The organism is Pseudomonas sp. CH61 (assembly GCF_059429415.1).
Map to the genome: position 1 here is coordinate 1,139,396 of NZ_CM182098.1, position 13,146 is coordinate 1,152,541.

11 protein-coding genes are annotated in these 13,146 nt (G+C 57.5%); 9 read left to right on the forward strand and 2 right to left on the reverse strand.

The genetic code is table 11. The features are described from left to right. The first annotated feature begins 58 nt into the window (after positions 1 to 58). The 9 genes from bamJ to AC5SEM_RS05245 all read left to right on the forward strand — a co-directional run bounded on the left by bamJ (position 59) and on the right by AC5SEM_RS05245 (position 8,916). Positions 59 to 775, forward strand: coding sequence for a BamJ family beta-barrel-assembly machinery protein (bamJ, locus tag AC5SEM_RS05205; RefSeq protein WP_007919751.1), 717 nt, complete (start codon positions 59 to 61; stop codon positions 773 to 775). Positions 776 to 1,069: 294 nt separating this feature from the next. Next, positions 1,070 to 1,525 carry a YkvA family protein gene (locus AC5SEM_RS05210; RefSeq protein ID WP_077571749.1) on the forward strand — a complete coding sequence of 152 codons (456 nt, stop codon included), beginning with the start codon at positions 1,070 to 1,072 and terminating at the stop codon, positions 1,523 to 1,525. Positions 1,526 to 1,637: 112 nt separating this feature from the next. After that, positions 1,638 to 1,979, forward strand: a complete 342-nt coding sequence (locus tag AC5SEM_RS05215) for a helix-turn-helix domain-containing protein (protein WP_495472312.1) — start codon at positions 1,638 to 1,640, stop codon at positions 1,977 to 1,979. Next, positions 1,976 to 2,347: a hypothetical protein gene (locus AC5SEM_RS05220; protein ID WP_077571751.1), complete on the forward strand. Its 372-nt coding sequence runs from the start codon at positions 1,976 to 1,978 to the stop codon at positions 2,345 to 2,347. The genes AC5SEM_RS05215 and AC5SEM_RS05220 overlap by 4 nt, the downstream gene beginning before the upstream one ends. Further along, a complete protein-coding gene (locus tag AC5SEM_RS05225) occupies positions 2,348 to 2,755 on the forward strand; it encodes a tetratricopeptide repeat protein (RefSeq protein ID WP_495472313.1) in 408 nt (135 codons plus the stop codon). Between the two features lie 240 nt (positions 2,756 to 2,995). Beyond that, entirely contained in the window at positions 2,996 to 7,753 is a 4,758-nt protein-coding gene (locus tag AC5SEM_RS05230; protein WP_495472314.1) for an RHS repeat-associated core domain-containing protein, read from the forward strand. Positions 7,754 to 7,756: 3 nt separating this feature from the next. Then, on the forward strand, positions 7,757 to 8,167 hold the full coding sequence (locus tag AC5SEM_RS05235) for a hypothetical protein (RefSeq protein WP_212622641.1): 411 nt from the start codon (positions 7,757 to 7,759) through the stop codon (positions 8,165 to 8,167). 93 nt (positions 8,168 to 8,260) lie between these two features. Further along, positions 8,261 to 8,500: a hypothetical protein gene (locus AC5SEM_RS05240; RefSeq protein WP_495472315.1), complete on the forward strand. Its 240-nt coding sequence runs from the start codon at positions 8,261 to 8,263 to the stop codon at positions 8,498 to 8,500. Beyond that, on the forward strand, positions 8,500 to 8,916 hold the full coding sequence (locus AC5SEM_RS05245) for a hypothetical protein (protein ID WP_495472316.1): 417 nt from the start codon (positions 8,500 to 8,502) through the stop codon (positions 8,914 to 8,916). The genes AC5SEM_RS05240 and AC5SEM_RS05245 overlap by 1 nt, the downstream gene beginning before the upstream one ends. Before the next feature lie 88 nt (positions 8,917 to 9,004). On the opposite strand, the gene AC5SEM_RS05250 is transcribed toward AC5SEM_RS05245, so the two are convergent. Further along, a complete protein-coding gene (locus tag AC5SEM_RS05250) occupies positions 9,005 to 10,795 on the reverse strand; it encodes a bifunctional diguanylate cyclase/phosphodiesterase (RefSeq protein WP_495472317.1) in 1,791 nt (596 codons plus the stop codon). A 134-nt stretch (positions 10,796 to 10,929) separates the two neighbouring features. Beyond that, complete coding sequence (locus tag AC5SEM_RS05255; protein ID WP_161986601.1) at positions 10,930 to 13,014, reverse strand: carboxy terminal-processing peptidase; 2,085 nt, start codon at positions 13,012 to 13,014, stop codon at positions 10,930 to 10,932. Positions 13,015 to 13,146: the final 132 nt, after the last annotated feature.

The window sequence follows — 13,146 nt, forward strand, 5'->3', positions numbered from 1 at the left end:
CCTGATAAGCTCGCGGCTTTACTCGATTGCCCTTTCGGCGCATGAACAAGGAAATAGCATGAAACAGCATCGGTTGGCGGCGGCGGTTGCCCTGGTTAGCCTGGTCCTCGCGGGTTGTGATTCGCAGACCAGCGTAGAGCTGAAAACCCCGGCGCAAAAAGCTTCCTACGGTATCGGCCTGAACATGGGCAAGAGCCTGGCTCAGGAAGGCATGGATGATCTGGACTCCAAAGCGGTAGCCCAGGGCATCGAAGATGCCGTCGGCAAGAAAGAACAGAAGCTGAAAGACGAAGAACTGGTCGAAGCTTTCGCCGCGCTGCAAAAGCGTGCTGAAGAGCGTATGGCCAAGATGAGCGAAGAGTCGGCTGCGGCTGGCAAGAAGTTCCTCGAAGAAAACGGCAAGAAGGCGGGTGTAACCACCACCGCTTCCGGCCTGCAATACGAAGTGGTCAAGAAAGCTGACGGCCCACAGCCTAAGCCGACTGACGTAGTGACTGTTCACTACACCGGCAAGCTGACCAACGGCACCGTATTCGACAGCTCCGTCGAGCGCGGCAGCCCGATCGATCTGCCGGTAAGCGGCGTGATCCCGGGTTGGGTTGAAGGTCTGCAACTGATGCACGTTGGCGAGAAGTACAAATTGTACATCCCTAGCGATCTGGCTTACGGCGCTCAGTCGCCAAGCCCGGCAATCCCGGCCAACTCGGTTCTGGTCTTCGACCTGGAACTGCTGGCCATCAAGGATCCAGCCAAAGAAGCTGCTGCTGCCAAGTAATTGGCAAAGGCTTCAACAACAACGCCTCGCTTATGCGGGGCGTTGTTGCATCTGGAGTCTGGCAAGGGTAAACAGAGCGAACCGATGGCAGCCGGGAGAGTCATAGCCAATGAGACTGCCATCGCTAGCCGCCCTGAGCAGCCAAGTCAATGAAATATTGGGGTTTTTTATGTGAGTAAAAAACGCCCGATCTGAGCGCAGCCCTTATGAAACGGGGCTTCCAGCGCTGAAATGCAGCTCTGTTCACAAGGTTATCCACAATTTGTGTGGATAACATTTCAACGGGAGGAATAGATGAAAGCTCCGTGGAATTTTGCTCGATTCCTGCCCTTGGCCGGCCGCCTGCTGGCGCGCGGGCGTTTGCCGACCTTGCTGTTTGCGGTCGCCAGCAAAGGCGCCGCGCAAGGCAATCGTCTCGGTAAACTTAAGGATGATTTACGTTTGCTCCAGGCGCTGTGCCTGGCTTATTGGCGCGGCGAGTATCGGGCCATCAGTGGCAAGGCACTGGTTTCGGTGGTGGCGGGTTTGATGTACTTCCTCAGCCCGGTGGATGCGATTCCGGATTTCATCCCTGTATTCGGCATGCTCGACGACATCGCCGTCCTCGCCTGGCTGATGAAAACCCTCGACGATGAACTCAATGCCTTCCGCCTCTGGCGCAATCGCCAGCAACCGGAAAAACTCGCGGTGGTCGAACGGCTGCCCGATACCCCTGAACAACTGCAACTTCAGGGGCCGAAAAAGCCCTGATTCATTCAGTCTGCCTGTAGATAGATACCCCCCGCGACCTTGGCCGCTGTTAGGATTACACTTCTAGGGAAAAGTGCCGACTCGCTAAGTGTTGTTGTCCTACGGGGTAGTCATGGATATTCAGATAATTGCACGCGATGGCGAACCCGAATACGCGGTTCTGCCGTGGGCTCAGTATCAGGCTCTACTAAAAGCAGCAGGCATCAACGAAGCACCGTCGCGTCCGGCAGCCACGCCGATCGCGGCCTCACCAGACACGATTCTTCCGGGTCTGGATCAACTACGCAGTTTGCGCGAAGGGAAGGGCATCGCCATTGAGGCGTTGGCCCGCACGGTAGGCATCAGCCCGTCATATCTGGCCATGATCGAAAGTGGCGAGCGTCGGCCCGACGCCGCGATTCGCCGCAGCCTGGCCTGGGAATTGACGGTGCCAGGGTGGAGGGATGAATCGTGAGCGTACGCATCAGTCGTCAACATTGGGACGGATTGCTCGGAGAACTGGATCAGGCGCGCCGCCAGCGCCATCTGCTGACTTATCGGGCCTTGCTCGAGCGGTTGCAATTGCCGACACCGGCCATGCAAACCTTGACTGCCGCGCTTGAGCATCTGGCCGCGCTGGATGCCAAGGCCGAACAACCGTTGCGCAGTTCACTGGTGATCAGCCAAGGCGCGAGTCGCCTGCCACGCACCGGTTTCTTTGAATGTGTTGAACGTCTGGGGCGTTTTCACGGGCCGTCTGATGGCGTTGCCGCCGCCTCTTGGCACGCCTCGGAAGTCGTCCGGGTTTTTGAATACGAGTACCCGGAATCGGCGGAGGCCTGAGTGTTTTTACGACTCAAGGCGCGGGTCAGTTACTGGCTGGCCCGCAGGCTGTTTCACTGGTCATGGTTTGTTCGCCAACCGCGCGGCTGGCGCTGGCTCGAAGGTCAGTTTGCGCGTATGGCCAACCTCGGCGATGTCGATGCGCAAAGCTTCTATGGGCATATCCTGACCTTTCGTGGCGTCGGCCTGGGCGCACGTGAAGAAGGTGTGCGCCTGTTGCGGCTGGCGGCCCTCGCGGGTGATGGCAAAGCGGCTTACCAGGTCGGAGTGATCAGCCTGACCGGGACACCGAGCAAACCGCCGGATCCTGTTGAAGCCGCACGCTGGTGGAGCATCGCTGCCAAGGCGGGGCACCCGTTGGCTGAGCTCAAGTTGAAAGAGCTGAGTACTCGCGACTCAACACTGTAAATCCTGTTATGTCTGCTCAAATAAACGCGGCGTGAGGTTTTCCTCACGCCGCGTTTGCGTTTGTGTGCACCTGTTTATCTATGAGTGATTTATTACAGACAAGTCCTACAGTCATCGCCTACTTGCCTGACTTCTTTCCTGATTGATCCCCCGCACAGTTCCCGCGCCTAATTTTTTGCGCGAGGGAACGCTCATGTTTGATCCGCTTATTCAGTCCACTTCGCACACCCGCGTGCGCTGATGGAAGCCGTCACCCGCATCGAGCAAGCACTCGACAGCTTTCCCGCCACCCTCAGTATTTACCGTGAACAGCTCAGGCATTGGGCCAGTCGAGCGGCGGACAAGGTCAGCCACGCCGCAGATCTGCCGTCACTGATGGGTATGGAGCGGATCATTCGCTTCGGCTCCGATAGCACTGTCGTCAGCAGCACCGACAACGAGTTTTTCTCCGGCGTCGTCCAGTGCCCGAAGGGCGGGGTGATGGAGATCGAGAGCAAGTTTGAATCGGTATACGACATTGCGCTGGGCAACATCGTGGTCGATGTGATCGCCATGGATGGTGGTGAAACCACCCCCATCACCCTTGATGCGCAAGGCAAGGGCTCTTTCAAAGGAGTACCTGGAAAGTTCTATCGGGTGCTGGTGCACAGCGATGTCACTGAGAGTCAGGTCGAGGATCTTTTCAAAGCCTATGACGGTCTGACCGCTGAGCTGGATGGCTGGCTGCGCAGTGAGTGGCAGGGTTTCAAACCGCAGTGGTCGCAGTCGGTGGCGACGGCGGCGGGCAACGGCATGCTCGCCGGGAGCTGGGCGGCGATCGAGGGGGTGTGGGACAGCATTGGCCTGCTGTCGGACATTCTCAAGGATCCCGGAGCGTTCGCCGAGCGGCTGGGTGAGGGCGCCACGCAGTTGATGGCGCTGGCGGCGACCGCCCCCGACGTCATGGAAAAGCTTCAATTGCTGGTCAGTGACGAAGCTGCACTGTGTTTATTGCTGCGCACGGCCAGCCTTTGGCTGGAGATGCTGCCACCCAGTGAGGTCGCCGGTAAAACCGCTGAAGCGGCATCGATGATGATGGTGCAGTTGCTCATCGATGTGCTGATCAGCGTCGTCTTGACGTTCGTCAGTGGTGGCGCAGGCATCGCTTATCTGACGCTGCGTCTGGCGGATCGCGCCGTGCAGTTGCTGTCGGCGGTGAAGCGTTTGGTGAAGGCGATGTTCGGCATCGTCGAAGGGTTCATCAAATACGTCGATCAATACAAAGCCGTTGCCGCCCGCGGAATCGCGGCGGGTGTGAAAAAGGGCCGGATGCAATTGCGCTGGAATGCGCAGCGCAACACCTTGTTGAAGAAAGACGAACATCACGACGACTCGCCGGATCAGGCGAAAAACCCCAACGGCGACAGCGCTGATTGTGTGCCGCGTACCTGCACCAACGGTTGTCCGGTGTCGATGGTCACCGGTGAAGAACTGCTGACCCTGAACGATGCGCTGCTCGATGGCGTGTTGCCGTTTGAGTTCACGCGGTTGTATCGCTCGAGCGCCGTCGAGATTGATGACGGGCTCGGGTTTGGCTGGAGTCATTCGCTGGCGCATCGGCTGGTCTTTGAAGGCGACTTTGTGGTCTGGGTCGATCACGAAAACCGCCGTACGCGGTTTCCGTTGCCGAGTATTGAACGGCCGGCGATTCACAACAGCCTGTCGCGGGCGGCGATTTTCCTGGGTGATGAACCGGAGGAACTGATCCTCGCGCTGGCCGGGGAAACGGCGCGGTTCTATCACTTTCGCGCAGGACGGCTGACGGCGATCAGCGATGCCTATGGCAATCGTCTGACGGTGCAGCGCGATCGCTCTGACCGGGTGCAACGCCTGGATAACGGCGCCGGGCGCTCGCTGCTGTTGCGCTATGACCGTGCGCAGTTGCTCGGCGTGGATTATCAGGTGTTTCGCGACGGCGCCTGGAGTACCGAGCAAGCGCTGGTCAGTTATCGCTACGACGCCTATCAGCACCTGATCGAAGCGAGCAACGCCGTCGGTGACAGCGAGCGTTACGACTACGACGACGCCCACGTGATCCTGCAGCGGCAACTGGCCGGCGGCGCGAGTTTTTTCTGGGAGTGGGAGCGGTCGGGGAAATCCGTGCGTTGCGTGCGTCACTGGGCCTCGTTCTCGCAGATGGACACGCGCTACGTCTGGAATGACGACGGCAGCGTGGCGGTGCATTACGTCGACGGCACCGAAGAAACGTACGTCCACGACGAGCGTGCGCGGCTGGTGCGCAAGGTCGAGGCCGACGGTGGTGAACAGCTCAAGGCCTATGACTCCTCGGGGCGCTTGATTGCCGAGCAGGATGCGTTGGGTGCCGTCACCGAATACCGCTACGACGAGGTCGGACGGCTGATTGCGCTGATTCCCCCGGATGAGGCGCCCACGTCCTACGAGTATCGCAACGGTTTCCTGCACAAACGCTCTCGCGGTGACGCGGTGTGGATCTACCGGCGCAATGTCGAGGGCGATGTCACCGAAGCGGTCGACCCCGATGGTCAGGTCACCCATTACTACTACGACACCCGGGGTCAGTTGCTGTCGATCCGCTACCCGGACAGCAGCCGGCATCGGCTGGTCTGGAATGCCCTCGGCCAGTTGACCGAAGAAACGCTGCCCGACGGTGGCGTGCGGCGTTTTTCCTACGACGCACTGGGTCGGCGGACCACCACCGCCGACGAACACGGTGCAGTCACCCGTCAGCATTGGGACGCCGTTGGCCGACTGATTCAGACGACTTTTCCTACCGGCAGCACTCGCGCCTACAGCTATGGCGCCTACGGTCAGGTCACTGCCGAGCGCGATGAACTCGGGCGCATCACCCGCTACGAATACGACGATGACCTGCACTTGGTCTCGCGGCGGATCAACCCCGACGGCACGCGGGTGCAGTACCGCTACGACCATGCGCAACTGCTGCTCACCGAGATCGAAAACGAGTCCGGGGAAAAATACCGGCTCGATTACACGCCGACCGGGCTGATTCGTCAGGAAAGCGGTTTTGATGGCCGGCGCACGGCGTATGCCTATGACCTCAACGGCCATCTGCTGGAAAAGACCGAGTTCGGTGATGACGGCTCTTGTTTGCTCACTGCGTATGAGCGCGATGCTGCCGGGCGTCTGCTGATCAAGACCCTGCCCGACGGCCTCAAGGTCACCTACCAATACGACCGTCTCGGCCGTTTGATTGGCGTCGACGACGGCCAGCAACACCCACTGGCCTTCGAGTACGACCGTCAGGACCGGTTGATCACCGAGCATCAGGGCTGGGGCACCCTGCGTTACCGCTACGACGCCTGCGGCCAGCTCAAGCGCATGCGCCTGCCGGACAACAGCGTGCTCGACTACCGCCACGCCAAGGGCGGCGCGCTGACCGACATCGACCTCAACGGCGCGCCGCTGACCCGTCACGTCTACCAGTCCGGGCGCGAACGGCAACGTCAGCAGGGCCTGCTGCTCAGCGAATACTCCTACGACGATCAGGGACGATTACTCGCCCACGCCGTAGGTCATCAACGCGATTCGCTGTACCGCCGCGATTATGCCTACAGCGCCAACGGCAATCTCGCGCACATCGCCGACAGCCGCCACGGTCAACGCACCTACGGCTACGACGCCCTCGACCGCCTGATCCGCGTACGCCACTCACGCGACGAACTGCCGGAAAGCTTCGCCCACGACCCGGCCGGCAACCTGCTGATGCAGGACCGTCCCGGCCCGAGCCAGATCAAGGGCAATCGCCTGCTGATGCAGGGCGATCGTCATTACGACTACGACGCCTTCGGCAACCTGATCCGCGAACGCCGTGGCCGCGCGCAGACACTCGTCACCGAATACCGCTACGACAGCCAGCACCGCCTGATCGGCCTGACCCGCCCCGACGGCCAGACCGCGTCTTACAAGTACGACGCCTTCGGCCGACGCATCAGCAAAACCGTCGGTGACGCCACCACCGAATTCTTCTGGCAAGGCGATCACCTCATCGCCGAAAGCAGCGAAAGCGAATACCGCAGCTACGTCTACGAACCCGGCACCTTCCGCCCCCTCGCGCTGCTCGACGGCAAAGGCCCGAAAAAAGCCTGCCCGTTCTACTACCAACTCGACCACCTCGGCACCCCGCAGGAGCTGACCGACTACAGCGGCGACATCGTCTGGTCCGCGCGATACGACGCCTACGGCAAAGTCGCCGCACTGACCCTCGCCGGCGAGGACTACCTGAACCAGCCGCTGCGCTTTCAAGGGCAGTACTTCGATGCGGAAAGCGGCCTGCATTACAACCGGCATCGGTATTACGACCCGCGGTTGGGACGGTATTTGACGCCGGATCCGATCAAGTTGGCCGGTGGCTTGAATCAGTACCAGTACGTGCCGAATCCGACGGGGTGGGTGGATCCGTTGGGGTTGAGCTCCAACTGCCCGCCGCCGAATAAGCCTGGGTGTGAGGTGCCGGGTGGGGTTGGTGGGGCTAAGGTAGATGAGGGGGAGCCAGCGCTGCCGACGCCAAAATTAAGCGCGAGTGAAGCTGCGAAGAGAGAGATTGTGAGGCTAAACAACAGTCAGGGGATGCATATGGTTGGCAAGCATGACCCCGAGTTAACAGATGAAAAATTTAAACAAAGAGCTATTGATGGAACGGACCCTATCACGGGTCAACAAAGAAGAGGTCGAAATGCTGGTATAGGCAATCCGAGCTCAAGATTTTACAGTTGGGAAATAATGCTTGAAGCCTATGTCCTCGCAACAACCAGGGTTGAACACGGGCTTCCTCGTTACACCGGCCAGGATAATCAGGGCGCCAACGTTGTAAAGATGAGGCTTCCTGACGCTGGGGAAGGTTACAAGCCAAATAGAAGGGATAAAGAAAATCCTAGATTAGTTACCAATATGGGTGGGTTCGAAATGAAATTCGATCCAATTACAGAAGTGCCATTTACTCTTTATCCGACTGAGTGATTTATGTTAATTGATCCTGAAACGTCGAAGCCATATCTACCTAGTCCCGCATATTTTTTGTGCTGTTTTGATGTTTATGATCGGGAGGAAACCTTGGGTGAGGAGCTTGAAAAATATAATCCGAATGCTGCAGTAGATAGGGAAAGGCTTATTTTAAAGTATTGCATGCCTATGAAGCGCTCGTATCGGCAAAAATTCTTACTTGTAGAATGTTTGAAGCTTGCGTTGCTAGAAGAAGACTACGACTTTCAATCACTTTTCCAATACGACCCTGAAGCCTATTCATCATTTCCGGATGGTTGGGATGAGATGGATAATTCAAGGGTTTTTTTTGAAGATATATATCGGCTAGCCATGGTTGAATGGGCCGCGGATTTGAGTAAGGCAAGTTTGGAAGATCAAGCGACGTGGTAAATGAGTTTAGTAAATTATGCTGTTGTGGTGGAGTAGTGACGGAAAATGTTTAGAGGCGTATACAGTTCACAGTTTGCAAGTCATCGAGCACAGTTGAATGCTTATAACAAAGCGATGACAAGAGAGGCAAGCAAGATGTCGCGATTTACGGGTGAGGACAGAATGGGTAATTTGGTTGTGAGAATGGCTGCCGAAAATGTCGGGCGAGGATATGAACCTAATCCATTAGACCCATTAGAGCCTCGCTTCATTGAAAAAATGAATGGGTTTGAAATGAAGTTTGACTTTGAAACGTTGAGCCCTATCGCCCTGTATCCGGTGGAGAATGTTTGATGTTGATGCATCCCTATCTTGATGTCCCATATAATCCCCAGCTGAAACACTTTCTTGGTGGGTTCGATATATACGATCGCGAGGAGACGCTGGGCTCGGAGTTGGCGGAGTACGATCCTGAGTGTCCTGCGGATCGAGTGAGTTTGATATATAAGTTTATTGTGAAAAGATTTTCTGGTTTGACTTATCGGCACAAGTTTGTCTTGTTTTTCGTGTTGGGTGAGGCTCTGAATGGCGAAATAAGTGATCTTGCTGAAGTTTTTAAACATGATCCTTTTTCTCATTCGTTGCTTCCATTTGGTTGGAACGAAATGAAAGATCCGAAGAGTTTTTTTGAACATATATACTCTATCCTGTCCGAAGTCTGGGTTGATGATTTATATCTAGCCAGTCAGGAAGACTACTCAACGTGGTAGCCGGCATTAGAAGCAGAACCTAGAGTGACTTTACTGACCCCTTCGCGAGCAAGCCTGTTCGCACAGGGATCTGTGTGTTTGGGGGGAATCAACGTTGTCCGATTAGTTGCGATGGGTGGAGGTCTGGAGCGGTGAGACTATCAATCACATGCACGCTATACCCCGGAACATTCTTCGCATGATGCTTCGCCTGGGAAGCCATTTCCGCGAGTTGACTGGCGTCGAGTTGTGCGCAGGCCTCGGGGTGTAGGTGCACCACTCCAATGGACAGCGACAACAACGGAAACTCCTGCCGCACCCCTTGGCGATTCGGCGCAATAAAACATCCCGCCTCAAGGTGTTCAGGCCGGTAGAAGCGCCGGCACTGACTCTGGAAGTCATCAAGCAACTGATTAAGTCTTTTGCGCCAGTCTTCCGGGCCTAGGACGAGCAGGAAGTCGTCACCGCCGATATGGCCAACGAAGTCACGGGTCGGGTCCACCCGCTCGTTGAGGCATTGCGCCAAACACAGCAGAACTTCATCGCCGCGCCCGTAGCCGTAGATATCATTGAAGGGTTTAAAGCTATCGATGTCGACATAGCAGATGACTGACTCGCGGCCTTGTTGCAGCAGGCGAGTCAGACATTGCTGAATCGGCACATTACCCGGCAGCAAGGTCAGCGGGTTGGCATAACGAGCCTGTTGAATTTTCAGCTCGGTGATTAGTTTAAGCACGTCGATCACCCGGCCAAGACCCAGGTAGCTGCCGTTGAGGGTGATGATGAAGTCTTCTTCGATGCGTTGGCGGGCGCGGCTGGTGATCAGGCGGCTGACCTGTTGCAGCGACTGGCTCATTTCCACGGCGAGGAAATCGTCGTTCATCAGGCGGCTGATCGGTTTGCGCGCGAACAGGTCGGTGGCGAACGGTTTGAGCAGGGCATCCGATAACGAGTGGCGGTGGACGATGCCGCAGGGTTGGCCTTGTTCGTCGAGTACTGCCAGTGAGTTGAGATTGGCCTGGCGGCGGAAGGCTTCCAGTACGGTGGCGGTTGGTGTGTCGCGACGCACGGCCGGTTGGTCGTTGAGCAGGGCGCTGAGGTCGCTGCCTTCGTCGTTCAGCGCAACGCTGCTGCTGTCGTGTTTGGGCATCAAGGCGCGTGCATCGCGTGGTGGGTGTTCTTGGGGGCGGCCGAGCAGGTAGCCCTGCACCAGATCAACGCCCATTTCAGTCAGCACTGCGAGTTCTTCCGGCAACTCGATGCCTTCGGCAATGACTTGTGCGCGTGAGGCTTTGGCGATTTGCAGGATCGAGCCGACGAACTCGCGCTTCAGCGCGTCCTGATGAATGCCATCGATGAAGTGGCGATCGATCTTCACGTAGTCCGGGCGCAGTTCTGACCACAGACGCAGGCTTGAGTAGCCGGCACCGAGATCATCCAGCGCAATGGAAAACCCCATCGCCCGATAGTAATGCAGGGCCGTTTGCAGCAACTGGAAATCGTCGATGGGTGTCTGTTCGGTCAGCTCGATGACCACCTGACTCGGCGGAATGCCGAAATCCTGCAGCAGCTGCAACGTGCGCCCCGGTTGATGGGCGGCTTCCAGCAAGGATTCCGGCGAGACGTTAAGAAACAGTTTGCCCGGCAGTTGCTGCTCGTTGAAGCGACGGCAAGCGCTCTGGCGGCAGGCGATCTCCAGTTCGCTCAAACGCCCGGCCTGACGTGCCACGGCGAACAGCGCGATCGGCGAGTGGAGAGGACTGTTGGAAGGGCCGCGCGTGAGGGCTTCGTAGCCGAGAATGCGCCGTTCCGAGAGAGAGATGATCGGTTGGAACAGGCTGTGTAAACCGCTTTGAGTCAGGATCGAGCTCAAGGCACTCAGCTGTTCGGTCGTGGTCATGGCAATCTCTGGCGATAAAAAAAGGACTGGGAGCGCTCTCGATGAAGAGAGTTGCTCCCAGTCCTTTATTGCACGACAGAATGATGACTGTTTGATGACGATCCGGGGATCGTCAGCATTAAATTGCCATCACCTTACTTCTTGGCCACCTGATTGCTCAGCTTCAGGTAATCCAGCAGCACGCGCCCGGTTTCGCTCAGGTAGGCATCGTCTTCTGGTTTGACCTTGTCCGGATCGGCAGCCGCAAGGGCGTCTTCGTCTTCTTTCTTCAGCTCTTTGAGCGGTTCTTCGCCTTTGGCTTTGCGACGGATGTTTTCCATCGTCAGTTGCTTGGCGTCGATGTCGTTGTGCTGGGCACGGCGCTCGGCTTCGTTGAGGCTGACGGTTTTTTCTTCCATCAGTTTCTGCGCCAGGGCCAGCTTGTCACGGATGAACACAAACTCGGCATCCTTGGCGGTGCGCGTGTCATGTTCGGACTTGAGCTGGGCCAGGAACGGTTTGAACGGATCGGCCGCCGGTTTGATTGCCGCGCGGATGGTGTCCCACGGCATGGCTTCCGGCAGTGCGCTCTCGCCAATTTCCTTGGTGTCGATCAGCGACGGATAGTCGATGTCCGGCAACACGCCCTGATGCTGGGTGCTCTGACCAGAGACCCGGTAGAACTTGGCCAGGGTCAGTTTCAGTTCGCCATGGTTCAGCGGCTGAATGGTCTGCACGGTGCCTTTACCGAAGGTCTGGCCACCGATGATCAGTGCGCGGTGGTAGTCCTGCATGGCACCGGCGAAGATCTCCGAAGCCGAGGCGGACAAGCGGTTGACCAGCAACGCCATCGGGCCTTTGTAGAACGCGCCCGGGTTTTCATCTTCGAGTACGTCGACACGGCCATCGGCATTACGCACCAGTACGGTCGGGCCTTTGTCGATGAACAGACTGGTCAGCTCGGTGGCCTCCTGCAGGGAGCCGCCGCCGTTGTTGCGCAGGTCGATGACCACGCCGTCGACTTTGTCTTTCTGCAGCTCGGTGAGCAGCTTCTTGACGTCGCGAGTGGTGCTCTTGTAATCCGGATCACCGGCACGGAAAGCCTTGAAGTCGAGATAGAAAGCCGGGATCTCGATCACGCCGAGTTTGTAGTCCTTGCCGTCCTGTTTCAGGTTGAGCACGGACTTCTTCACGGCCTGGTCTTCGAGCTTCACCGCTTCACGGGTGATCGGCACGATCTTGGTGGTCTGGTCGTTCGGCGCATTGCTCGCCGGAATCACTTCCAGACGCACCACGGTGCCTTTCGGGCCACGGATCAGTTTGACCACTTCGTCGAGACGCCAGCCGACCACGTCGACCATTTCCTTGTTGCCTTGGGCAACGCCGATGATCTTGTCGGCCGGGGCGACCTGTTTGGTCTTGTCGGCCGGGCCCGCCGGCACCAGACGCACGACTTTCACCTGGTCGTTGTCGCTCTGCAACACGGCACCGATGCCCTCGAGGGACAGGCTCATGTTGATGTCGAAGTTTTCCGCGTTATCCGGCGACAGATAGTTGGTGTGCGGATCGTAGGACATGGCGAAGGTGTTGATGTACGCCTGGAAGATGTCTTCCGGACGGGTCTGGTCCAGGCGCGCCAACTGGTTCTTGTAGCGCTTGGTCAGGGTTTCCTGGATCTGCTTCGGCTCTTTGCCGGCGATCTTCATCCGCAGCACTTCGTCCTTGACGCGTTTGCGCCACAGGTCGTCGAGTTCAGCGGTGGATTTGAGCCAAGGGGCGTCCTTGCGATCGATCAGCAAGGTTTCCTTGGTGGTGAAGTCCATCTTGTCGACGCCTTTGTTCAGCTCGGCAAGGGCGAAGTCCAGACGCGACTTGACGCGGTCCAGATAGCGCTTGTAGATGGTGAACCCGGCGTTGAGGTCGCCGCTTTTGAGGAAATCGTCGAACTGGGTCTTCCACTTGTCGAATTCGCTGATGTCACTGGCCATGAAGTAGCTGCGCGACGGATCCAGCAGCTTGAGGTAGCTGTCGTAGATGATCACCGAGCGCGCATCGTCGAGCGGCGGCTTGCTGTAGTGGTGACGCTTGAGCAACTCGACGACGTTCAGGCTGGCGATGACTTCATCGCGATCAGGCTGCAATTTGTCCCAGCTGTTGGCTGCGAATGTATTGCCCGACACCGGCAACAAACCGATACCGATGAAAAGAGCGAGGGCGGTGCTGGGGAGCAAATGCTTCATGCTGATTCGACGCGGGGACAATTGATAACGCATATTAGGCCGTCTTTGAAGTCGCCGGTTCTACGAGAGCCGGTCGCATAATGCAAAAAGCCCGGCGCTACAGCTTCGGGCTCAGTCCAGACTCACTATGGA

What these genes read in the sequence shown, in the direction of transcription:
- bamJ (WP_007919751.1), top strand. Translation starts at nt 59, where the DNA reads ATGAAACAGCATCGGTTGGCGGCGGCGGTTGCCCTGGTTAGCCTGGTC.
- AC5SEM_RS05210 (WP_077571749.1), top strand. Translation starts at nt 1,070, where the DNA reads ATGAAAGCTCCGTGGAATTTTGCTCGATTCCTGCCCTTGGCCGGCCGC.
- AC5SEM_RS05215 (WP_495472312.1), top strand. Translation starts at nt 1,638, where the DNA reads ATGGATATTCAGATAATTGCACGCGATGGCGAACCCGAATACGCGGTT.
- AC5SEM_RS05230 (WP_495472314.1), top strand. Translation starts at nt 2,996, where the DNA reads ATGGAAGCCGTCACCCGCATCGAGCAAGCACTCGACAGCTTTCCCGCC.
- AC5SEM_RS05235 (WP_212622641.1), top strand. Translation starts at nt 7,757, where the DNA reads ATGTTAATTGATCCTGAAACGTCGAAGCCATATCTACCTAGTCCCGCA.
- AC5SEM_RS05245 (WP_495472316.1), top strand. Translation starts at nt 8,500, where the DNA reads ATGTTGATGCATCCCTATCTTGATGTCCCATATAATCCCCAGCTGAAA.
- AC5SEM_RS05250 (WP_495472317.1), bottom strand. Translation starts at nt 10,795, where the DNA reads ATGACCACGACCGAACAGCTGAGTGCCTTGAGCTCGATCCTGACTCAA.
- AC5SEM_RS05255 (WP_161986601.1), bottom strand. Translation starts at nt 13,014, where the DNA reads ATGAAGCATTTGCTCCCCAGCACCGCCCTCGCTCTTTTCATCGGTATC.